This is a genomic window from Pseudomonas sp. PA-1-3F (assembly GCF_021609665.1).
In the GTDB taxonomy this organism is placed as follows: domain Bacteria; phylum Pseudomonadota; class Gammaproteobacteria; order Pseudomonadales; family Pseudomonadaceae; genus Aquipseudomonas; species Aquipseudomonas paracarnis.
Window position 1 is genome coordinate 1 of the sequence record NZ_WJZD01000004.1, and the last position, 21,801, is coordinate 21,801.

At 60.9% G+C, this 21,801-nt stretch carries 19 protein-coding genes and 2 tRNA genes; 7 read left to right on the top strand and 14 right to left on the bottom strand.

The features are described 5' to 3' along the window. Position 1: 1 nt before the first annotated feature. From GIV26_RS03530 to GIV26_RS03545, 4 genes are all read left to right on the top strand, one after another. A tRNA-Leu gene (locus GIV26_RS03530) sits at positions 2-88 on the top strand. A gap of 154 nt (positions 89-242) precedes the next feature. Next, positions 243-329 (top strand) — tRNA-Leu (locus GIV26_RS03535). A 144-nt stretch (positions 330-473) separates the two neighbouring features. After that, positions 474-1,499 carry an extracellular solute-binding protein gene (locus GIV26_RS03540; protein ID WP_236279508.1) on the top strand — a complete coding sequence of 342 codons (1,026 nt, stop codon included), beginning with the start codon at positions 474-476 and terminating at the stop codon, positions 1,497-1,499. Continuing rightward, positions 1,499-3,052, top strand: a complete 1,554-nt coding sequence (locus GIV26_RS03545; protein ID WP_236279509.1) for an ABC transporter permease — start codon at positions 1,499-1,501, stop codon at positions 3,050-3,052. The genes GIV26_RS03540 and GIV26_RS03545 overlap by 1 nt, the downstream gene beginning before the upstream one ends. A gap of 108 nt (positions 3,053-3,160) precedes the next feature. Here the strand turns inward: GIV26_RS03545 and GIV26_RS03550 are convergent, their stop codons facing one another. From GIV26_RS03550 to GIV26_RS03605, 12 genes are all read right to left on the bottom strand, one after another. After that, the gene (locus GIV26_RS03550; protein WP_236279510.1) at positions 3,161-5,095 is read right to left on the bottom strand and encodes a methyl-accepting chemotaxis protein; all 1,935 of its coding nucleotides are present in this window, start codon (positions 5,093-5,095) and stop codon (positions 3,161-3,163) included. 139 nt (positions 5,096-5,234) lie between these two features. Beyond that, the gene (locus GIV26_RS03555) at positions 5,235-6,524 is read right to left on the bottom strand and encodes an adenylosuccinate synthase (RefSeq protein ID WP_014716669.1); all 1,290 of its coding nucleotides are present in this window, start codon (positions 6,522-6,524) and stop codon (positions 5,235-5,237) included. A gap of 54 nt (positions 6,525-6,578) precedes the next feature. Beyond that, positions 6,579-7,766 carry an ATP phosphoribosyltransferase regulatory subunit gene (locus GIV26_RS03560; RefSeq protein ID WP_236279511.1) on the bottom strand — a complete coding sequence of 396 codons (1,188 nt, stop codon included), beginning with the start codon at positions 7,764-7,766 and terminating at the stop codon, positions 6,579-6,581. A 293-nt stretch (positions 7,767-8,059) separates the two neighbouring features. Next, complete coding sequence (hflC, locus tag GIV26_RS03565) at positions 8,060-8,926, bottom strand: protease modulator HflC (protein ID WP_003188064.1); 867 nt, start codon at positions 8,924-8,926, stop codon at positions 8,060-8,062. Beyond that, positions 8,926-10,101: an FtsH protease activity modulator HflK gene (gene hflK / locus GIV26_RS03570; RefSeq protein WP_003188062.1), complete on the bottom strand. Its 1,176-nt coding sequence runs from the start codon at positions 10,099-10,101 to the stop codon at positions 8,926-8,928. The genes hflC and hflK overlap by 1 nt, the downstream gene beginning before the upstream one ends. 96 nt (positions 10,102-10,197) lie before the next feature. Next, positions 10,198-11,499, bottom strand: coding sequence for a ribosome rescue GTPase HflX (hflX, locus tag GIV26_RS03575; RefSeq protein ID WP_003188061.1), 1,302 nt, complete (start codon positions 11,497-11,499; stop codon positions 10,198-10,200). A gap of 12 nt (positions 11,500-11,511) precedes the next feature. Further along, entirely contained in the window at positions 11,512-11,772 is a 261-nt protein-coding gene (gene hfq / locus GIV26_RS03580) for an RNA chaperone Hfq (protein WP_003188059.1), read from the bottom strand. Between the two features lie 94 nt (positions 11,773-11,866). Further along, complete coding sequence (gene miaA, locus GIV26_RS03585; RefSeq protein WP_054896266.1) at positions 11,867-12,838, bottom strand: tRNA (adenosine(37)-N6)-dimethylallyltransferase MiaA; 972 nt, start codon at positions 12,836-12,838, stop codon at positions 11,867-11,869. Then, entirely contained in the window at positions 12,838-14,754 is a 1,917-nt protein-coding gene (mutL, locus tag GIV26_RS03590; RefSeq protein ID WP_054918857.1) for a DNA mismatch repair endonuclease MutL, read from the bottom strand. Before mutL ends, miaA begins: the two co-directional genes overlap by 1 nt. Continuing rightward, complete coding sequence (locus GIV26_RS03595; protein WP_003188054.1) at positions 14,754-16,175, bottom strand: N-acetylmuramoyl-L-alanine amidase; 1,422 nt, start codon at positions 16,173-16,175, stop codon at positions 14,754-14,756. The genes mutL and GIV26_RS03595 overlap by 1 nt, the downstream gene beginning before the upstream one ends. A 15-nt stretch (positions 16,176-16,190) precedes the next feature. After that, the gene (gene tsaE / locus GIV26_RS03600) at positions 16,191-16,661 is read right to left on the bottom strand and encodes a tRNA (adenosine(37)-N6)-threonylcarbamoyltransferase complex ATPase subunit type 1 TsaE (RefSeq protein ID WP_014716665.1); all 471 of its coding nucleotides are present in this window, start codon (positions 16,659-16,661) and stop codon (positions 16,191-16,193) included. Continuing rightward, positions 16,649-17,509: an NAD(P)H-hydrate dehydratase gene (locus tag GIV26_RS03605; protein WP_236279512.1), complete on the bottom strand. Its 861-nt coding sequence runs from the start codon at positions 17,507-17,509 to the stop codon at positions 16,649-16,651. Before GIV26_RS03605 ends, tsaE begins: the two co-directional genes overlap by 13 nt. A 63-nt stretch (positions 17,510-17,572) precedes the next feature. Here GIV26_RS03605 and queG point away from each other — a divergent pair, with 63 nt between their 5' ends. After that, positions 17,573-18,637 (top strand): tRNA epoxyqueuosine(34) reductase QueG, encoded by a 1,065-nt coding sequence (gene queG, locus GIV26_RS03610; RefSeq protein ID WP_236279513.1) that lies wholly within the window; start codon positions 17,573-17,575, stop codon positions 18,635-18,637. On the opposite strand, the gene GIV26_RS03615 is transcribed toward queG, so the two are convergent. Together GIV26_RS03615 and orn are read right to left on the bottom strand one after the other, a co-directional pair. Next, entirely contained in the window at positions 18,634-19,251 is a 618-nt protein-coding gene (locus GIV26_RS03615; RefSeq protein ID WP_169913170.1) for a trimeric intracellular cation channel family protein, read from the bottom strand. The two genes, queG and GIV26_RS03615, sit on opposite strands and share 4 nt — an antisense overlap. 182 nt (positions 19,252-19,433) lie before the next feature. Further along, on the bottom strand, positions 19,434-19,976 hold the full coding sequence (gene orn, locus GIV26_RS03620; RefSeq protein ID WP_003171343.1) for an oligoribonuclease: 543 nt from the start codon (positions 19,974-19,976) through the stop codon (positions 19,434-19,436). A 108-nt stretch (positions 19,977-20,084) separates the two neighbouring features. On the opposite strand from orn, the gene rsgA reads away from it, so the two are divergent. Both rsgA and GIV26_RS03630 read left to right on the top strand, forming a co-directional pair. Further along, the gene (rsgA, locus tag GIV26_RS03625) at positions 20,085-21,116 is read left to right on the top strand and encodes a small ribosomal subunit biogenesis GTPase RsgA (protein ID WP_072434863.1); all 1,032 of its coding nucleotides are present in this window, start codon (positions 20,085-20,087) and stop codon (positions 21,114-21,116) included. Between the two features lie 286 nt (positions 21,117-21,402). Further along, positions 21,403-21,798 (top strand): type II toxin-antitoxin system PemK/MazF family toxin, encoded by a 396-nt coding sequence (locus GIV26_RS03630; protein ID WP_200648131.1) that lies wholly within the window; start codon positions 21,403-21,405, stop codon positions 21,796-21,798. The last annotated feature ends 3 nt before the right edge of the window (positions 21,799-21,801 follow it).

Here is a 21,801-nt window from a genome sequence, read left to right on the forward strand (position 1 = left end):
TGCCCAGGTGGTGAAATTGGTAGACACGCCAGCTTCAGGTGCTGGTGATCGCAAGGTCGTGGAAGTTCGAGTCTTCTCCTGGGCACCAAATTCAGATCAAACCCGCGAAAGCGGGTTTTTTCGTTTCAGGCCTCTGATTTTTAACGGAAAAATTGATTTATATTTTTCGAATCAGGGGTTTACAGATCAAAAGCCCCGCCGTATAGTTCGCCCCATCAACAGCGGCAACGTTGTTAGATAATGCCCAGGTGGTGAAATTGGTAGACACGCCAGCTTCAGGTGCTGGTGATCGCAAGGTCGTGGAAGTTCGAGTCTTCTCCTGGGCACCAAATTCAGATCAAACCCGCGAAAGCGGGTTTTTTCGTTTCCGGGGTTTGAAAACTTCCCCAGTGATTTTCCCCTCATCCGCACTTGAGAAGATTTATCGTTTATCCTTGCAATGATTTGTTGCACATAAGCGAGGAACACTTCGGATGATGATCCGTGACAATCGACTCAAGACATCCCTTCTGCGCGGCCTGACCCTCACCCTACTCAGCCTGACCCTGCTCTCGCCCGCCGCCCATTCTGCCGACAAGGTCTCCCTGACCTTATACAACGGCCAACACAAAGAAGTCGGCGATGAACTCGCCAAGGCCTTCGAAGCCAAGACCGGCATCCACGTCAACGTGCGCAAAGGTAGCAGCAACCAGCTGGCCAGCCAGGTCGTCGAAGAAGGTGAGCGCTCCCCTGCCGACGTCATCTACACCGAAGAATCACCGCCCCTGAACAAACTCGGCGAGCAAGGCCTGTTGGCAAAAATCGATGCCAGCACCCTCGATGTACTGCCCAAGGATTACGTGGGCAAAAACGGCGACTGGATGGGCGTGACCGCACGCACCCGCGTCGTAGCCTTCAACCCCAAACTGATTGCCGAAAAAGACCTGCCCAAGTCGGTACTGGATTTTGCCGGCCCCGAGTGGCAAGGCAAAGTCGGCTTCGTTCCCACCAGCGGCGCGTTCCAGGAGCAAGCCGTGGCGATCATCAAGCTGCACGGTCGCGAAGCCGCAGAAGAATGGCTGACCGGCCTGCGCGCCTTCGGCAAGGTGTACAGCAACAATATGGTTGCCCTCAAGGCCGTGGAAAAAGGCGAAGTAGCCACCGTGCTGGTGAATAACTACTACTGGTTTGCCCTGAAAAAGGAAAAAACCAATCTGGATTCCCAACTGCACTACTTCACCGATGGTGATGCTGGCGGCCTGATCACCGTATCCTCCGCTGCCGCACTCAAACCCAGCAAGCATCCCAAAGAAGCTCAGCAATTGCTGGCATTCATGGCCAGCGAAGAAGGCCAGCGCGTGATCACCAACACGTCGGCCGAGTACCCGCTGCGCAAGGGCATGGAATCGAACCGCGGCCTCAAGCCATTCAGCGAGCTGCAGCCACCAAAGGTCACCCCCGCAGACCTGGGCAACGCCGAAGAAGCCCTGGAACTGGAACGTGACGTTGGCCTGAACTGATGAACCCATCGCTTTCCGTCGCGGGGTTCACCCCCCGTCGCAAACGCCCGTCGATCTGGCTGCTGCTACCTGTGCTGTTGCTGGTTGGCCTGAGCCTGTTGCCGCTCGCCTACGTCGGGCTCAAAGCCTGGCAGGCGGGCTGGACGGAGGCGATGCATCTACTGTGGCGGCCTTATGTGTTCGGACTGCTGCGCAACACCCTGGCGCTGATGGTCGGCGTGACGCTGACCTGCGGCGTGATCGGCCTGTCCCTGGCCTGGCTGCTGGAACGCAGCAACCTGCCAGGGCGGCGCATCTGGGGTGTGATCCTGTGCCTGCCGTTTGCGGTGCCGGCGTTCGTCAGCAGTTTTACCTGGGTGTCGCTGAGCGCCCAGTTCGAGGGGCTTGGCGGCGCGACCCTGGTGATGAGCCTGTCCAAATACCCGCTGGTATTTCTGCCGGTGGCGGCAACGCTACGCAATCTTGACCCCTCCCTGGAAGAATCGGCCCGCACGCTGGGGCTCAACCGCTGGGGCGTGTTCTTTCGCATCACCTTGCCGCTGCTGTGGCCATCGCTGCTGGCCGGCTCACTATTGATCGCACTGCACATGCTGGTGGAATTCGGCGCGCTGTCGATCATTGGGCTGCAGACTTTCACCACCGCGATCTACCAGCAGTTCGAACTGGAGTTCAGCAATGCCAATGCGGCAATGCTCTCGGCAGTGCTGCTGGTGATGTGCCTGACCCTGCTATGGCTGGAACTGCGCGTACGCGGCAAAGGCCGGCACGTGCGCATCGGCCAGGGCGCGGCGCGGCACGCCGAGCAGGTTCGACTGGGCAGGTGGGCGCCATTGGGCCAGGTGTATTGCCTGGCGCTGGCGATCATTGGCAGTGGCATCCCACTGGGAATGCTCGGGTATTGGTTGGCAGTCGGTTCGTCGGCAGCGTTTCCGATGGCCGAGATCGGTGAGGCGCTGCTGTCTTCCCTGGCGCTCTCGCTGGGCGGCGCCGCACTGTGCCTGGTACTGGCAGTACCGGTTGGTTTGCTGGTGGTGCGCTACAAAGGCCAACTGGCGCTATGGGCCGAACGCTTGCCGTACTTACTGCATGCCCTGCCCGGCCTGGTGATTGCGTTGACCCTGGTGTATTTCGCCCTGCATTACGTGCCAGCGCTGTACCAGACCTCGGCATTGCTGCTGATTGCTTATGCGCTGCTGTTTTTGCCATTGGCGCAGGCGCCGATTCGTACAGCGCTGAACAAGGCGGCGCCACAGTTGGAAGAGGCTGCGCGCACGTTAGGCGCATCGTCCTTCAGTGCGTTTTGCCGGGTGACGTTGCCAATTATCTTTCCGGCGCTGGGGGCGGCGTTTGCCTTGGTGTTCCTGGATGCGATGAAGGAATTGACGGCGACATTGCTGCTGAGCCCAACCGGGCTGAATACCTTGGCAACGGCCGTCTGGGCGCATACCTCGAATGTGGAATTTGCGGCGGCGGCGCCGTATGCAGCGTTGTTGATTCTGGTGTCGGGGTTGCCGGTGTATCTACTTACGACGCGGATGTATTTGAGCCGCTGAAACAGCTATCGCAGGCAAGCCAGCTCCCACAGTTGACCGCGCTCCAACTTTGGAATGCAGTTGAATGTGGGAGCTGGCTTGCCTGCGATGAAGCCCGTCCAGACAACCTCACGCCCTGAACTGCCCCAAGCTCGCCTTCAACTGCGCCGCCAACCCATCCAGCACCTTCCCACTGGCCGTCGTCTCCACCACCGCTTGCGCCGCACGCTCCGCCTGGGCATGGATCACCTCCACGCGCCCACGCACCGCATGCGCGCCCTGGGCCTGATGCTCAGCCGCACGCGTCGCCAGGCCAATCGCCGCATGCACCTGCTCCACAGAAGCCTGCACCGTCTGCTGCAAGCGCACGCTGTCGCGCAGCACCAGCAAGCCCTCACTGGCCTGGCGCCCCGCCTTGCCGATGGTTTCCACCGCCTCACGTGCGCCCTGCTGCAATGCCACGATATGCGCCTGGATGTCGCCAGTGGAGCTTTGAGTCTTGCTCGCCAGCGCACGCACTTCATCGGCCACCACCGCAAAGCCGCGCCCAGTCTCGCCAGCCCGTGCCGCCTCGATGGCCGCGTTGAGAGCGAGCAGGTTGGTTTGCTCGGCGATGCCGTGAATCACGGTGAGCACGACCTCGATTTGCTCGCTTTGCTGCGCCAGCCGTTCGATCACCTGGGAACCGGCCTGCACCTGCCCCGCCAACGCCTCGATCAAGCTACCGACTTCAGCCGAGGTTCGTGAGTTTTCATCCGTGGCCTGGCGAATATCCACCACCTGCTGCAAGGCCGCCTGCATAGCGTGGCTTTCCTCCTGGGCCTCGTCGGCCATTTGCGACAAAGCGCGCAAACTCTCGGCCACTTCATCACGCTGCAAGCCCGCCGCCGCATCGGCGCCAGCATTGCGCAATGTCATGGCACCGATTTCCACACCGGTACGCTGGGCCACGTCGCCCGCCTCGCGCACGATGGGCTGCAACTTATCCACAAAGCGATTGACCGCCGAGGCCATATCGCCGATTTCATCCTTGCTGTTGATCTGCACGCGCTTGGTGAGGTCACCCTCGCCGGCCGCCAGATCATCCATCGCGGCAATCAGCAACTTCAGGCGATTGACCACGCGCCGCCCCAGCACAATGGCGATCAGCAGCAATACCCCAAGCCCCACCAGTGCCAGCCCCATGCCGATGCGCCAGCGCAGGGTGCCCGCCGCGTCTTGCACGGCGGCGGCGGTGTTGGCCGTCATTTGCGTGGCAGTGGCTTGTGCCGATTGCAGCCGGGCGCCCATGGCGTTGGCGCTGTCAGCGGCGGCTCCCTTGAGGCTATCACCCACCAGTTGATCACCGCTGGCGATCATCGCGGCAAAGCGCTTATCCAAGGCTTGCAGGTCGGCCTCAACCGCAGCGGTCGACACGCCCATGCGCACCTTGCCGATTTCCACACCGTTGGGGCTGATGGAGGCTTCAACGTAGTACACGGAAGGGTCAGTCTTGGCCGCGTCCAGTACCTTATCCAGAGCACGCTCACCCGCGCCTTTTGCCAGCAACGCCTGGTTGATCGGGTTCTCACGGTTCAGATAACGCGTCAGGTGCTCGCCTGCGGCGTCGTCATACACCACGAACAGCACATTGGGGTTGCGCTGGGCCCGGCGGGCAAACTCTGAAAGGGTCGGCACGTCACTGTCCCACATGGCACGGGGCGCGACCGAGGCCAGCAGTTGCGCCATGTCATTGGCGGAGTCCTGCAGGTCTTTTTCCAGCGTCGCACGCAACTGCTTTTGCTCTTCCTGCAAGCGCGTGGAAAGCCCAGTTGTCAGTCGCTGGCGCGTGCTGGCGGACAGGCTGTCCAGGCTGGACGTGACTTCCTTGCCAGCTTGGGCCAGTTCGCCAGACAACTTCTGGCTATCAATGCCCAGGCGATTGCCCAAATCGGCTTCCAGCGCCGTCACCGTGCTCCGCGTCAGCGCGACGGCCACCAGCACTTGCACCAAAAGAGCGATACCAAGGGTAACGAACACCGGCCGCAACAGACGGCTTTGTAACAACGAGAGAACGGCAGACACTGGAAATCCCTCCACCACGGGTGCCACTAATTTGATAGCACCTCGAAAGAGGGAAACACAGCAAGGGTCGTGCCGCTTGCCAGGCAGAAACGACAAAGGGCTCCCGAAGGAGCCCTTTGCTTTTCACATCAACAGCTTATTACGCGAACGGGTGACGCAGAACGATGGTCTCGTTGCGGTCCGGGCCCGTCGAAATAATGTCGATCGGCGCACCGATCAGCTCTTCCACACGCTTGATGTAGGCGCGGGCGTTGGCTGGCAGCTCTTCCAGGGTCTTGGCGCCCACGGTCGATTCGGTCCAGCCTGGCACTTCTTCGTACACAGGCTGCAGGCCCACGTAGCTGTCAGCGTCAGTCGGGGCAACATCGTTGCCTTGGGCGTCTTTGTAGCCGACGCAAATGTTGATGGCTTCCAGACCGTCGAGTACGTCCAGCTTGGTCAGGCAGATGCCCGAGATGCTGTTCACATCTATAGCGCGACGCAGGATAACGGCATCGAACCAGCCGCAACGACGAGCACGGCCAGTGGTGGCGCCGAATTCGTGGCCTTGCTTGGCCAGGTGCGCGCCGACGTCGTCGAACAGCTCAGTCGGGAACGGGCCCGAACCTACGCGAGTGGTGTAGGCCTTGGTGATACCCAGGATGTAGTCCAGGAACATCGGGCCAACGCCAGAACCGGTCGCAACGCCGCCAGCGGTGGTGTTGGAGCTGGTCACGTACGGGTAGGTACCGTGGTCGATGTCCAGCAACGAACCCTGGGCACCTTCGAACATGATGTCCTTGCCAGCGCGACGCAGATCGTGCAGCTCGGCCGTCACGTCCAGCATCAACGGCTTGAGCAGCTCAGCGTATTCCTTGCACTCGGCCAGGGTCTTTTCAAACTCGATGGCTGGCTCTTTGTAGTAACCCACCAGCATGAAGTTGTGGTAATCCACCAGTTCACGCAGCTTGTCTTCAAAGCGCGGCATGTTGAGCAGGTCGCCCACACGCAGGCCACGACGTGCAACCTTGTCTTCGTAGGCCGGGCCGATGCCGCGACCGGTGGTGCCGATCTTCAGCTCGCCACGCGCCTTTTCACGGGCCTGGTCCAGCGCAACGTGGAAGGACAGGATCAGCGGGCAGGACGGGCTGATACGCAGGCGCTCGCGCACCGGTACGCCTTTCTCCTCCAGCTTGGTGATCTCGCGCAGCAGGGCGTCAGGTGCAACCACCACGCCATTGCCGATCAGGCACTGCACGCCTTCGCGCAGGACACCCGACGGGATCAGGTGCAAGACAGTTTTTTCGCCATCGATGACCAGGGTGTGGCCAGCGTTGTGACCACCTTGGTAGCGCACTACGGCGGCAGCATGTTCGGTCAGCAGATCAACGATCTTGCCTTTGCCCTCATCACCCCATTGGGTGCCCAGGACTACGACATTCTTACCCATAACACTTGTCCTCATTCGCGCAAACTTGGTGCCGGCGATGGCCGGCAGGAAAACTCAAGAAGCCAGTGGCGATACTTGCCAAAGCCCGTTCTGCTGAATCAATTGCCGGTCGCAGTCCGCTTCACGGGCGGCGGCCAATGGCTGCCCAGGCAAGGCCTGGACTACACGCTGACCCTCACGGCGTAACTGGCAAACCTGCTGCCAGAGCGCTGCGTCCGTACTGTCGGGCATCCAGATGCCACCAGACGGCAGCTCGACCTCAGCACGCCCCAGGGTCACCAGGGTTTTCAAATCGGTGGAAAAACCAGTGGCCGGACGCGCACGACCGAAGTCGGCGCCGATATCGTCATAGCGACCACCTTGGGCGATGGCCTGGCCAACACCCGAGACGAATACCGCGAACACCACACCGGTGTGGTAGTGGTAGCCGCGCAATTCACCCAGATCAAAATACAGCGGCAGCTCCGGGAACCGTGCTGACAGGCGCTCGGCAATTGCCAGCACATCATCCAGTGCCGCCAATACCGGTGCCGGCGCATTGGCCAGGCGCTCACGCGCAGCCACCAGCACTTCACGGCCGCCGCACAGATTTACCAGCGCCCGCAGCATGCCAGCCAGCTCAGCAGGCACACCCTCGGTGAGAGCGATCACTTCATCGATCGCCTTGCGCTGCAGGGCATCGAACAACTGTTGCTCCACTTCACCGGACAACCCGGCAGCACGCGCCAGGCCACGGTAGATACCGACGTGGCCCAGGTCCATGTGCACGTCCGGCACATCCGCCAGTTGCAGCATGGCCAGCATCAGGCTGATCACTTCCACATCGCTGCTCGGGCTGGCGTCGCCGTACAACTCGGCGCCCAACTGGATCGGGCTACGGGAAGACGACAAGGCGCGCGGCTGGGCATGCAGTACGCTGCCGGCGTAGCACAGGCGGCTCGGGCCTTCGCGACGCAGGGTGTGCGCATCGATGCGCGCCACTTGTGGCGTGATGTCGGCACGGAACCCCATTTGCCGGCCCGATTGCGGGTCGATGACCTTGAAGGTGCGCAGATCCAGGTCCTGGCCCGCGCCGGTCAGCAGGGATTCCAGGTACTCGATATGGGGAGTCACGACAAACTCGTAACCCCAGCTCTGGAACAGATCCAACACCTGGCGACGCGCTACTTCAATGCGCGCAGCTTCTGGTGGCAGTACTTCTTCGATGCCATCTGGCAGCAGCCAGCGGTCTACCGTTGCCATTACGCCATTCCCCTTTGATCCGGGCGGCCAGCCCTCGGCCGAGCCTTGAGTGAAGCAGAAAATACCCGCCCCTTGCATAAACCACGCGCAAGAGCGACGTGACGAACGGCCTGCAAACGGCCTCGTCGGGCACTTTCCTCGAAAAACCTGTCACGCCTGCCGAATCAAACATGCAGACGCAAAAAAGCCGGGAATTTCCCGGCTGCCGCATCATACACCCGTTTTCTGAAAGGATCACCCCGCCAGGCATTTTAGCCGCCCGACGGAGTGCGCCTTACAGAATCACGGGCTGGTTACTTGGACTTTTCCAGGTAGCGGAAGAAGTCGCTGCTTGGGTCCAACACCAGTACGTCGGTTTTGTTCGCGAAGCTTTCACGGTAAGCGCGCAGGCTACGGTAGAACGCGTAGAACTCCTGGTCCTGGCCGTAGGCCTTGGCGTAGATCGCCGCGGCTTGAGCATCGCCGTCACCACGAGCCTCTTCAGACTCACGATAGGCTTCTGCCAGCAGTACACGACGCTGACGGTCGGCATCGGCACGGATACCTTCAGCCAACTCGTTACCCTTGGCGCGGTGCTCACGCGCTTCACGCTCACGCTCGGTGCTCATACGCTCGAACACGCTGCGGTTCACTTCCTTGGGCAGGTCAATGGCCTTGACGCGAACGTCGACCACTTCAATACCCAGCTCTTTTTCCGCCATGGTGTTCAGCGAACGGGTGATGTCAGCCATCAGCGCATCACGTTCACCGGATACCACCTCGTGCAGGGTGCGCTTACCAAACTGGTCACGCAGGCCCGATTCCAGACGACGGGACAAACGCTCGTCGGCAATCTGCTTGAGGCCAGAAGTCGCGGTGTAGAAGCGCTCGGCATCCTTGACGCGCCACTTGGCGTAGGCGTCAACCATCACGGCTTTCTTTTCCAGGGTCAGGAAGCGCTGTGTCGGTGCATCCAGGGTCATCAGGCGGGCGTCGAACTTGCGCACCTGGTTGACGTAGGGGACTTTCACATGCAGGCCTGGCTGGACATCCGCCTGGACCACGCGACCGAATTGCAGCAGCACCGCACGCTCGGTCTGAGCGACGATGTAGAAGCAGTTCCAGGCAGCGATGACCACGACGACGCCCACAATCAGGGCGGTCAGCGATTTATTGCTCATCAACGGCTCTCCCTGGTACGTGTTTGCTGTTGCAGCAAGTCAGCGGCCGCACGGGCGCTCGCTTCGTTGGCAGCGGCATTCGAACCGGTGGACGGTGCACTGGCGCCGCTACGACCACCTTCGATCATCTTGTCCAGCGGCAGGTACAGCAGGTTGTTCTGCCCACCTTTGCTGCCGGTCACGAGAACCTTGCTGGTGTTGCTGAAGACTTCCTGCATGGTGTCCAGATACAGACGCTCGCGGGTCACTTCAGGAGCCTTGCGGTACTCGGCGACCAGCTTGGTGAAACGATCTGCCTCACCCTTGGCGCGGGAGACCACCTCATCGCGGTAACCGTTGGCATCTTCAAGGATGCGCTGGGCCTGACCACGGGCTTCCGGCACAACGCCGTTGGCATAGGTTTCAGCCTGGTTGCGCGAACGCTGCTCGTCTTCACGTGCACGGATCACGTCGTCAAAGGCTTCCTGCACTTCACGCGGTGCCGCTGCGCTCTGTACGTTCACCTGGGTAACGGTGATACCGGTGCGGTAAGTGTCGAGGAAGCGTTGCAGACGCTCCTTGATTTCGCTGGCCATCAACTCACGACCTTCGGTGAGCACCTGGTCCATGGCGGTGGAACCCACCACGTGGCGCAGGGCACTTTCGGTTGCGTGTTGCAGGCTGATTTCCGGCTGATCAACGTTCAGCACGAAGTCTTGCAGGTTGCTGATCTTGTACTGCACGGTCAGCGGCACTTCGACGATGTTCTCGTCTTCGGTCAGCATCTGGCCCTGCTTGGTGTACGCACGCTCACGCGTCACGTTCTCCATGTACTTCTTGTCGATCGGCGGGAAATAGATGTTCAGGCCTGGCCCGACAGTCTCGTAGTACTTGCCGAAGCGCAGCACCACGGCTTGCTCCTGCTCGTCCACCACGTAGACCGCGCTGTACAGCCATACGGCCGCGAGCACGACAAGACCCAGGCCCAGCAGGCCATAGCCACCGCCCTTGCTTGTGCGACCGCCGTCGTCACCACCACGTTTTTTTCCACCACCGAACAACCCATTCAGGCTTTCCTGCAGCTTTCGGAAGGCCTCGTCGAGATCCGGTGGCCCCTTGCGGTCGCCATTATTGCGGCGCTTACCACCCCAAGGATCCTGATTATTCGAGTTGCCACCCGGCTCATTCCAAGCCATAGCGCTCTCCATCTGATAAAGCAAAGACGCACCCACGGCGCGCCGACCAATGCTACAGAATGCCTGCTACTGCGGCACAACCGCTTTCTCAGGCTTTTATTGCAAAGTGTGTTGTTCGATGAACTCTGCCGGTACAACACCCTCTCGGCTGACCAGCCGATTGAGTTCCGAGCGTGGCAATCGAACGGCCAGCAAGCTGACACCTTCTTCGTCGTGTTCTTCTTTCTGTACCGCGCCCAACTCGAAAAACTGTGCACGCAGTCGAGCAAAACGCTGCGGCAAGCGCAAGGTGCCGACGAACAAATCGCTGCCGAGCAATTCGGCAATGGCTTGTTCCAGCAACTCCAAGCCACTGCCATCTCGCGCCGATAACCAGACCCGCTGGGGCTTGCCGTTCTCGTCGCGCTGGATCTGTGGCTCAACGCCTTCAAGCAAATCGAGTTTGTTATAGACCTCGAGGATCGGCAAGTCCTGGGCACCAATCTCGCCCAGCACCACCATGACCTGTTCAATCTGCAACATGCGATCCGGTTCGGCCGCATCGATCACGTGCAACAGCAGGTCGGAATTGCTCGACTCTTCGAGCGTAGACCGAAATGCCTCGACGAGCTTGTGGGGCAGGTGACGAATGAAACCCACAGTATCGGCCAGCACAATCGGCCCCAGGTCGTCGATGTCCAGACGCCGCAGGGTCGGGTCGAGGGTGGCGAACAGTTGGTCGGCCGCGTAAACATCCGACTTGGTCACGTTATTGAACAACGTGGACTTGCCGGCGTTGGTGTACCCCACCAGGGACACGGTCGGGATATCCGCACGGGAACGGCCACGTCGCGACTGTTCACGCTGGCTGCGCACTTTTTCGAGGCGGCCCTTGATCTGGCGCAGGCGAACCCGCAGCAGACGCCGGTCGGTTTCCAGCTGGGTTTCACCCGGGCCACGCATGCCGATACCGCCACCCTGACGCTCAAGGTGAGTCCAGCCGCGAACCAGGCGCGTGCTCATGTGGTCAAGCTGGGCCAGTTCAACCTGGAGCTTACCTTCATGGGTGCGGGCGCGTTGGGCGAAAATATCGAGAATCAGACCGGTACGGTCGATCACGCGACACTCGAAAACACGTTCGAGGTTACGTTCCTGACTGGGCGTGAGGGTGTGATTGAAGATCACCAGATCGGCTTCTTCGGCATGAACCAGGTCGCGCAGTTCCTCGACCTTGCCGCTGCCAATCAGATATTTGGCGGTTGGCCGATGACGCGGTACGTTAAAAAACGCAACGGTCTCGGCGCCGGCCGAATTTGCCAACTCCTGAAACTCCTGCGGATCTTCGCGCGCCTCAGGGTCCTGTCCATCCAAGTGAACGAGGATTACTCGCTCACCACCACCGTGGCGCTCAAAGAACAAAGGAGACTCCTATCAGGCGTTACCTGGCTCAGCGTCACCCTGTTCATCACCTGCTGCGCTAGGCAGACGGATTGGACGAACTGGAACGACTGTCGAGATAGCGTGCTTGTAAACCATCTGGCTGACGGTGTTTTTCAGCAGGATAACGAATTGGTCGAACGACTCGATCGTACCTTGCAGCTTGATGCCGTTGACCAGATAGATGGAAACCCCAACTTTCTCTTTACGTAAAGTATTCAAGTAAGGGTCTTGTAGCGAATGCCCTTTTGACATGTGCCGCACTCCTTTAAGGATCAATAATAAAAAATCGGAAAATAGATAGCTTATGGCCGTCACACCCCCAAGGATAGACGGCAATTGCAAGGACTCAGCTCAATATGGAGACCGTTCCCAAGTATTTCAAGGCGCGTGACAGATTGTCGCTGTCCAGGCTGTCCAACCAGTGCAAATCGCTCCAGCTGCGCAGCCAGGTGAACTGGCGCTTCGCCAATTGGCGCGTGGCAATGATGCCGCGCTCCTGCATTTCGGCGGACGTCAGCTTGCCATCCAGATGATCCCAGACTTGGCGGTAGCCTACAGCACGTATCGAAGGCAGCCCTGCATGCAGGTCGCCTCTTGAACGCAATGCTACGACCTCGTCCACAAACCCCTGTTCCAACATTATTGTGAATCTTTGTGCAATTCGTTCATGCAACACCTGGCGGTTTGCCGGAGCGATGGCCAGATTCGCCACAGTATAGGGCAATTGTGACTGTCCAGATGCGCCTGCATCAGTACTTTGCGCAGTTTGTTTCAGGCGATGTTCAGTCATGGTCTGACCACTGACACGCCATACTTCCAGGGCGCGTGTGAGCCGCTGGGGGTCATTGGGGTGAATACGTGCCGCAGAAACCGGGTCTACCGCCGCCAACTGGTCGTGAAGGGCCTGCCAGCCAAGGCGCGCAGCCTCTTCTTCAAGCTCGGCGCGCACCTGGGCATCGGCAGGCGGCATATCGGCCAGACCTTCCTGCAACGCCTTGTAATAGAGCATGGTGCCGCCCACCAGCAGCGGGATATTGCCGCGCGCGGTGATCTCGGCCATGGCCGCCAGGGCGTCGGTGCGAAAATCCGCCGCCGAATAGCTCTGCGCCGGATCGATGATGTCGATCAACTTGTGCGGATACTGGGCCAACAGCGCCTTCGACGGCTTGGCCGTACCGATATCCATGTCCCGGTAAACCAGGGCAGAGTCGACGCTGATCAACTCGCAGGGCAGCACCTTGGTCAGCTCGATGGCCAGGTCGGTCTTGCCGGCGGCCGTGGGGCCCATCAGGAAAATGGCGGGAGGCAAGGCACTCATCAGCGGCCGCGCAAGAACAGTTTGTCCAGATCATCCAGGCCCATCTGGGTCCAGGTCGGTCGGCCATGGTTGCATTGGCCGCTGCGCTCGGTGTTTTCCATGTCGCGCAACAGGCCGTTCATTTCCGGCAGGGCCAGGCGGCGGTTGGCGCGGATGGCGCCGTGGCAGGCCATGGTGCCGAGCAATTCGTTGATATGCGCCTGGATACGGTCGCTGGTGCCGTACTCCATCAGGTCGGCCAGCACATCGGCCACCAGGCGGTTGGCCTCGGCCTGCTTGAGCAGCGCGGGAATCTGGCGGATCGCCAGGGTTTCCGGACCCAGGCGTTGCAGCTCGAAGCCCAGCTTCTGGAACACACCGTGATGTTCTTCTGCGCAGTCGGCTTCACGCTGGCTCACCGCCAGGGATTCGGGCACCAGCAGCGGCTGGCCGCTGAGGCCTTCGCTGGCCATGGCGATCTTCAGGCGCTCGTACATGATCCGTTCATGGGCAGCGTGCATGTCCACCAGCACCAGGCCATGGGCGTTTTCGGCGAGGATATAAATGCCTTTGAGCTGCGCCAGGGCATAGCCCAGCGGCGGGATATCACCGCCGCCTTCGGGCAACGCCACAGCAGCACCCGGCTCGGCACCCGGCAACGGCGCGAAAAACTCACGGTACGCCGCCTGGGCTTCGGCCACCGGCGCCGTCGATTGCGGGCGCGGTGTGTATTGGTACTGATAACCCGCACCGGCACCCGAATTCGGCGCCGTGTAGGCTGGCTGCGCCTGGGGCGATTGCAGCAGGTTGGCCGCCAGGCTCATTTCACCTTGCGGCCCGAACTCGCCGGCCTCGGGACCGCTCGGGCGCACCACCGCGGTGACGATCGGCGCCGACAATTGATCATCCGGGCGCACATCACCCAGGGCACGGTGCAGCGTGCCATACAGGAAGTCATGCACCATGCGCCCATCACGGAAACGTACTTCGTGCTTGGTTGGGTGCACGTTGACGTCGACCACCGAAGGGTCAACCTCAAAGAACAGTACAAAGGTCGGGTGCCGCCCGTTGAACAGCACATCGCGATAAGCCTGGCGTACCGCATGGGCCACCAGTTTGTCGCGGACCGCCCGGCCGTTCACAAAGAAATACTGCAAGTCGGCCTGGCTTCGAGAGAACGTCGGCAACCCGACCCAGCCCCACAACCTCAAGCCATTGCGCTCGATCTCAATCGGCAGCGCCTGTTCCAGGAACCCGCTGCCACACACCGCTGCCACCCGCCGAGCACGTGCGGCGTCGTCGTTGGCTTCGTGCAGGCTGAGGATGGTCTTGCCATTGTGGCGCAGGTGAAACGCCACATCGAAACGCGCCAAGGCCAGGCGCTTGATGACTTCTTGCAGGTGATCGAATTCGGTTTTCTCGGCCTTGAGGAACTTGCGCCGCGCCGGGGTATTGAAGAACAGGTCGCGCACTTCCACCGAGGTGCCCACCGGATGCGCCGCCGGCTGGACCCGAGGCGCCATGTCGCGGCCTTCGGTTTCCACCTGCCAGGCCTGCTCGGCGCTGCGGGTGCGGGAGGTCAGGGTCAGACGGGCCACGGAGCTGATGGAGGCCAGGGCCTCGCCTCGAAAGCCCAGGCTCATGACCCGCTCCAGGTCTTCCAGGTCGCGGATCTTGCTGGTGGCGTGACGGGCCAGGGCCAGGGGCAGGTCATCCGAAGAGATGCCGCTGCCATCGTCACGTACCCGCAGCAGCTTGACGCCGCCCTGCTCCACATCGACATCAATGCGTTTGGCACCGGAGTCGATGCTGTTTTCCAGCAACTCCTTGATGACCGACGCCGGGCGTTCAACCACCTCACCCGCGGCGATCTGGTTGGCAAGGCGCGGGCTGAGCAATTCAATGCGCGAGCCGCTGTTCAAGGTGGATTCGCTCATCACTGCGCCGCCAATGAAGTGCCGGGGATGGTCAACACCTGGCCTATCTTCAACTCGTCGGTTTTCAGGTTATTGGCGCTGCGCAAGGCAGCAGGCGTGACCTGGAAACGGACCGCCAGCATGGCAACGGTATCACCGGGTTGCACACGATGGTCACGCGGGCCCTGGGCGATTTTGCCGGAGTCGCGCAACCAGGCGATATAGGTGCCCGGCGGCGGGTTTTGCTGGAAAAACTGGCGCACGCCGGCGCTGATCGAGCGCGCCAGCGCTTGCTGATGACTGGCGCTGGCCAGTTTCGACGCTTCGTTGGCGTTGGAGATAAACCCGGTTTCCACCAGGATCGACGGGATGTCCGGCGACTTCAACACCATGAACCCGGCTTGTTCCACACGCTGTTTATGCAGCGACGTCACGCGACCGATATTGCTCAGCACTTTCTGCCCGACGTTAAGACTGGAAGTCAGCGAGGCCGTCATCGACAGGTCGAGCAGCACCCCGGCAAGCATCTTGTCCTTGTCATCAAGGGAAACGTTGCCGGCCCCGCCGATCAAGTCTGAACGGTTTTCACTGTCGGCCAGCCAGCGCGCAGTCTCGGAGGTGGCGCCGCGATCCGACAGGGCAAATACCGAGGCGCCAAAGGCAGCGGTTGAAGGCGCGGCGTCGGCGTGAATGGACACAAACAGATCCGCGCCCTTCTTACGGGCAATTTCAGTACGGCCACGCAGCGGAATGAAGTAGTCACCGGTACGGGTCAGCTCGGCGCGGTAGCCTTTCATGCCATTGACCTGGCGTTGCAGCTCACGAGCGATGGCCAGTACCACGTCCTTCTCGTGCTGGCCCCGTGAGCCGGAAGCCCCCGGGTCTTCGCCACCGTGGCCGGCGTCGATCACCACGATAATGTCGCGCTTGCCTGCCGGTGCAGGCGGCGGCGGTGGCAGCTTGACCTGGGGTTGCGAAGGGTTGACCGGCACCGCAGGCACCGTCGCCACGCTTGGCGTTGGCGCAGGCGGCGGTGCGGCGTCGGCGGGGTTGTCGAACAGGTCGACCACCAGGCGGTTGCCGTACTGGGCGTTGGGGGCCAGGGAGAAGCTTTTGGGGGTCACGGCCTTTTTCAGGTCAATGACCACACGCAGGTCGGTCGGCGTACGCTGGGCAGAGCGCATGGCGGTGATGGGCGTGTTGGCGGTGGAGACTTTCAGCGGCGCGGCCAGGCTGGCACCGTTGATATCGATCACCAGGCGATCAGGCGCCGTCAAGGTAAAGACGCTGTGCTGGACCGGGCCAGACAGGTCGAACACCAGTCGCGTGTTATCCGGCGCTCGCCACAGGCGAACACTTTTCACCTGTGAAGCAGCCAGAGCATTGACAGTCATTGCCGCAAGCAACACCCCCACGACAGCAACCAACGCGCGAAAGCGCATACCTAACCCCACCAATTATTTGAATTCCAATGCCAGAGCAGCACACCACGACTCAGCGCGTGGGCTCTGGGGCAACAACTTCAGCTGACGTCCGTGCTCATGCGGCGTAATGGTAATGGTCAGGTCCGGCTTTGGCAAAAAGCCTGTGCCTTTATTTGGCCACTCGATCAGGCACAGCGCATCATCGTCGAAGTAATCACGGATGCCCATGAACTCCAACTCTTCCGGATCGACCAGGCGATAGAGGTCGAAGTGGAAAGCACGCACGTCGCCGATCTCGTAGGGCTCGACCAACGTGAAGGTCGGGCTTTTTACCGCGCCGGTATGGCCAAGGCCGCGAATAATCCCTCGGGACAGTGTGGTTTTGCCTGCGCCCAGGTCACCCTCGAGAAAGATCAACCCGGCCCCTTGCGTGACCTGTGAAATACGCTGGCCCAACGCGACCATGGCCTCTTCATCTGCCAGGAAAAGAATTACTTCAGGCACGGCGACTGCTCCTCCAGCAATTGACGAATGGCGGGGATCAGGTCGCTGGCAGCCAAGCCGCGACCAAAACTGCCCTGGCGGTCTCCGGCGGTCGCGTGCAACCACACGGCCAGGCAGCTCGCTTCGTACGCGAGCATCCCCTGAGCCAATAGTGCCCCGACCAGGCCGGCCAAGACATCACCGAGCCCCGCCGCCGCCATTGCCGGGTGGCCTTGATCACAACGGGCAAGCCGTCCATCCGGGCTGGCAATCAAACTGCCAGCACCCTTGAGGATAGCCACTGCATTGAATTTCTGACTCAACGCGCGCGCCACCTTAAGGCGATCTGCCTGAACCTCGGCTGTCGATAGCCCCAACAAACGCGCAGCTTCGCCCGGATGAGGGGTAATCACACAGTTGGCCGGCAGCTCGACGCTGCCAGTGGCCAGTTGATTGAGCGCGTCGGCATCCCACACCTGCGGCACGCTGGCATTGGCCGCGACCGACAACAGGCTCTTGCCCCAGGCGTCATCGCCCAGGCCTGGGCCAATGACGATCACCGAGATTTTTTCCAGCAGGCCCATCAACTGGTTGGCCGAGCTCACGCCGACGGCCATGACCTCCGGCAGCCGAGCCAGAGCGGCCGGCACGTGTTCCGGCCGCGTCGCCAGCGAGACCATGCCGGCGCCGCTGCGCAGGGCACTTTCGCTGCTCAGCAACGCTGCGCCGCCAAAGCCACGGTCACCACCGATGACCAACAGGTGGCCGAACTGGCCCTTATGGGCGTCCGGGGAACGCGCAGCCAGTTGCGGCAAATGGCCGGGCAACAACAGCTGAACGTCGGTAATTGGGTGTTTTGTCTGAGGCATGCGTCTTCAAGCTCCGATGTCTGGCAGAATTATACGCATCTAACCTGTGGTTTCCCGTGTCTCATGCCTGCTATTACCTCCGATCTGCCCGCCCTCGCCCAATCGATCAAAGACTGGGGTCGCGAGCTGGGCTTTCAACAAGTGGGCATCAGCGGCCTCGACCTGGCTGAGCATGAACAGCACCTGCAACGCTGGCTCGACGCGGGTTACCACGGCGAGATGGAGTACATGGGCGCCCACGGCAGCAAACGCTCCCACCCGGACGAGCTGGTGCCCGGCACCTTGCGCGTGGTGTCACTGCGCATGGACTACCTGCCCGGCGACACCCAGATGGCGCAATTGCTGGCCCAACCAGAAAAAGCCTACATCTCGCGCTACGCCCTGGGCCGCGATTACCACAAGCTGATCCGCAAGCGCGTGCAGCAACTGGCCGACCGCATCCAGGCGCAGATCGGGCCGTTCGGCTTTCGCGCCTTCGTCGACAGCGCGCCCGTCCTGGAAAAAGCCATTGCCGAGCAAGCGGGCCTGGGCTGGATCGGTAAAAACACCCTGGTTCTCAACCGCAAGGCCGGCAGTTATTTCTTCCTGAGCGAACTGTTTGTCGATCTACCGTTGCCGGTAGACCCACCCCACGCCACAGAACACTGCGGCCGCTGCACGGCGTGCCTGGACATCTGCCCCACCAACGCCTTCGTCGGCCCCTATGTGCTGGACGCCCGGCGCTGTATTTCCTACCTGACCATCGAACTCAAGAGCGCCATCCCCGAAGACCTGCGCCCACTGATTGGTAACCGGGTATTTGGCTGCGATGACTGTCAGATCGTTTGCCCGTGGAATCGTTTCGCTCGCCCCACCGCCGAAAGCGATTTCAAGCCACGGCACAATCTGGACAACGCAGAACTGGCCGAATTGTTTATGTGGGACGAGGATAAATTCCTCAACAGCACCGAGGGCTCGCCCCTGCGCCGCGCCGGTTACGAGCGCTGGTTACGCAACCTGGCGGTGGGCCTGGGAAATGCGCCGTCGAGCATTCCGGTACTGGAAGCCTTGAAGGCGCGGCGGGACTACCCCTCGGAGCTGGTGCGCGAGCATGTGGAATGGGCGCTGAACCAGCACGCCACGCGCTAGTGCACATCGTCGTTGTAGACGAACTTGGGCATTTCCCAGTGAAAACGGATCGCCAGCAGGCGCAATAGAAAGCCACTGAACAGCGTCAGCAGAATCGCTTGCTCGCTGGGCAGCTCCAGGTACAGGCACAGCAAGTAGAACCAGGCAGCCAGAAACGACACGCTGGCATACAGCTCGCGGCGGAAGATCAGCGGGATGTCGTTACAGAAGATATCCCGCAGGATGCCGCCGAATACCCCGGTGATGACCCCGCTGACCGACGCCACCAACATGCCGTGGCCCATTTCCAGGGCGGTCATGCAGCCGATCAGGGTGAAGGCCACCAACCCCACCGCATCCAGCGCCAGGAACAGCGAGCGCAGGTGGCGCATCAGCGGTGCGATAAAGATCGTCACCAGCGCCGCAACAGAGGTCAGCACCAAGTATTCCGGGTGTTTGACCCAGGTCAGCGGGTAGTGGCCGAGCAACACATCGCGCACCGAACCGCCGCCCAGGGCTGTCACGCAAGCGATCAGCACCACGCCAAACCAGTCCATGCCACGCCGACCCGCGGACAGGGCGCCAGTCATGGCTTCGGCGGTGATGGCGACGAGGTAGAGCATCAGCAACATGATGGCGATCCTGACAGAGAGGCCGGCAGTCTAATCATTTGCCGAGGGCACCAAAAGGGGGCGCTTGGCGATAAACCGCGTCGCCTGTATCGCAGGCAAGCCAGCTCCCACACTTTGAATTTGCGAATGCAGTCAAATGTGGGAGCTGGCTTGCCTGCGATGGCGCACTCACTGGCGCCGCAGAATCAAGCCTTGATGAAATGCTTGCGGTAATGCTGCAACTCGGCAATCGACTCACGAATATCGTCCAGCGCCAGGTGCGTGCTGCCTTTATGGAAGCTGTCTTTGACTTCCGGCGCCCAACGCGCAGCCAGTTCCTTCAAGGTCGACACGTCCAGGTTGCGGTAGTGGAAGTAACTTTCCAGCCCCTTCATGTGCGTATAAAGGAAGCGACGATCCTGGCAGATGCTATTGCCGCAGATTGGCGACTTGCCCTTGGGCACCCATTTTTCCAGGAAGGCGATAGTTTCGGCCTCGGCTTCGGCCATGCTGATGCGGCTGTCGCGCACGCGCTGGGTCAGCCCGGAGTTACCGTGGGTGCGGGTGTTCCACTCGTCCATGGTGGCGAGTACGGCGTCGCTGTGGTGGATGGCGATCACCGGGCCTTCGGCCAAGGTGTTGAGGTTGCTGTCGGTGACAATGGTCGCCATCTCGATGATGACGTCGGTGTCGGGGTTCAGACCGGTCATTTCCAGATCGATCCAAATCAGGTTCTGTGGGTTTTGCATGGCTTGATTCTCTTGGCACCTTGGCGTAGCCGGGCAGTTTAGCAGGCGGGGGCGTGCTAGACTCGCGACCGTTTTACCCAACTTTTGCATTATCGACACGGAACACCAATGGCCAAACGCCAGCTCAACCGTCGCCAAAACTGGCGCATCGAAAAGATTCAAGGTGAACGCGCCGCCCGCGCCGCCAAACGTGAATCCTCCGCCGTGGAAGCGCTCGAGGGCGGCGACCTGGGGCCCGAACAAACGGGCCTGGTGATCGCGCACTTTGGCGTGCAGGTCGAAGTCGAGGCGCTCGAAGGCGAACTCGCAGGCCAGGTGTTCCGTTGCCACCTGCGCGCCAACCTGCCCGCGCTGGTCACCGGCGACAAGGTGGTGTGGCGTGCCGGCAACCAGGGCATCGGCGTCATCGTCGCCCAGTTGCCACGCAGCACCGAACTGCGCCGCCCCGACAGCCGTGGGCAGCTCAAGCCGGTGGCGGCCAACGTCGACATGATCGTGATCGTGTTCGCGCCGCTGCCCGAGCCCCATGCCAACCTGATCGACCGTTACCTGGTCGCGGCCGAGCATGCTGGCATCCGCCCGTTGCTGCTGCTGAACAAATTCGACCTGATCGACGAGCAGAACGCCCCGGCGCTCAATGCGTTGCTGGCGGTCTACCGCACCCTGGGCTACCCGGTGCTGGAAGTGTCGGCTCACCACGGCAACGGCATGGAACAGCTGCAACAGCAGTTGGACGGGCGGATCAGCGTGTTCGTCGGCCAGTCTGGCGTGGGCAAGTCGTCGCTGGTCAACAGCCTGTTGCCGGAAGTCGAAACCCGCGTGGGCCCGCTGTCGGAGCTGTCCGGCCAGGGCACCCACACCACCACCACCGCACGGCTGTTCCACTTCCCGGGCGGCGGCGAGTTGATTGACTCCCCGGGTATTCGTGAGTTCGGCTTGGGCCACGTCAGCCGTAGCGATGTGGAAGCCGGCTTCATCGAGTTCAACGACCTGATCGGCACCTGCCGCTTCCGCGACTGCAAACACGACCGCGAGCCGGGCTGTGCTTTGCTCAAGGCGTTGGAGGATGGACGCGTGCAACAACAGCGGATGAACAGCTATCGGTCGATTATTGCGAGCTTGCCTGAGAGCAATTATTGACGGTCAATTTCTTGATACACATAAACCAGCGGGCTGAAAGCCCTAGCCCATTGATTTAACAGGAGCAGGCATCAAGAATTCGAGTCAACTGGGTGGCTGATACGCACAAGCCAGCTTGTATTCGGATTTCCTGATGCTCATAATTGCTCCGTCACCAGCGAAAGCTGGCAGGAGTCTGGATCCTTTTCGGAGTTGATCCAGCGGCGCAGAAGGGGCGAAGCAAGCTCCACTGCGTGTCGAATGAAGCCGCCTTCGGGCGGCTTTGCTTTTTGTGGGGAATTAACATTTGGCTCTCTACTATCACCCCAAACAAGGCGACGTTTTGCTGTGTGACTTCACCCGAGGCTTTGTCGCCCCGGAAATGCTGAAGATCCGCAAAGTCGTAGTGATATCTCCTACCGCGACCCACAGTCGCAAGCTCTGCACCGTGGTGCCAATCTCCTCTACTGCACCAGCGACCCAATACGACTGGCACCATTTGCTACGCACCAATCCACTTCAGTCCGATGGCTATAAAGAGCTATGGGTGAAGTGCGACATGATTTATACCGTCAGCTTTGAGCGCCTCGACAAGTTGCATAGAAAGACTCGCGCCAAAGGTCGAGAGTACTTCGTCCCACGCCTGTGCGCCGACGACATGCGAGGCGTAGTCAGTGGTGTCAAAGCGTACCTCCCACTTTGAACA

Bases quoted from the DNA above. Each gene is read 5' to 3' on its own strand.
- GIV26_RS03540 (WP_236279508.1), top strand. From the start codon at position 474: ATGATGATCCGTGACAATCGACTCAAGACATCCCTTCTGCGCGGCCTG.
- GIV26_RS03545 (WP_236279509.1), top strand. From the start codon at position 1,499: ATGAACCCATCGCTTTCCGTCGCGGGGTTCACCCCCCGTCGCAAACGC.
- GIV26_RS03555 (WP_014716669.1), bottom strand. From the start codon at position 6,524: ATGGGTAAGAATGTCGTAGTCCTGGGCACCCAATGGGGTGATGAGGGC.
- GIV26_RS03560 (WP_236279511.1), bottom strand. From the start codon at position 7,766: ATGGCAACGGTAGACCGCTGGCTGCTGCCAGATGGCATCGAAGAAGTA.
- hflC (WP_003188064.1), bottom strand. From the start codon at position 8,926: ATGAGCAATAAATCGCTGACCGCCCTGATTGTGGGCGTCGTCGTGGTC.
- hflK (WP_003188062.1), bottom strand. From the start codon at position 10,101: ATGGCTTGGAATGAGCCGGGTGGCAACTCGAATAATCAGGATCCTTGG.
- hfq (WP_003188059.1), bottom strand. From the start codon at position 11,772: ATGTCAAAAGGGCATTCGCTACAAGACCCTTACTTGAATACTTTACGT.
- miaA (WP_054896266.1), bottom strand. From the start codon at position 12,838: ATGAGTGCCTTGCCTCCCGCCATTTTCCTGATGGGCCCCACGGCCGCC.
- mutL (WP_054918857.1), bottom strand. From the start codon at position 14,754: ATGAGCGAATCCACCTTGAACAGCGGCTCGCGCATTGAATTGCTCAGC.
- GIV26_RS03595 (WP_003188054.1), bottom strand. From the start codon at position 16,175: ATGCGCTTTCGCGCGTTGGTTGCTGTCGTGGGGGTGTTGCTTGCGGCA.
- GIV26_RS03605 (WP_236279512.1), bottom strand. From the start codon at position 17,509: ATGCCTCAGACAAAACACCCAATTACCGACGTTCAGCTGTTGTTGCCC.
- queG (WP_236279513.1), top strand. From the start codon at position 17,573: ATGCCTGCTATTACCTCCGATCTGCCCGCCCTCGCCCAATCGATCAAA.
- orn (WP_003171343.1), bottom strand. From the start codon at position 19,976: ATGCAAAACCCACAGAACCTGATTTGGATCGATCTGGAAATGACCGGT.
- rsgA (WP_072434863.1), top strand. From the start codon at position 20,085: ATGGCCAAACGCCAGCTCAACCGTCGCCAAAACTGGCGCATCGAAAAG.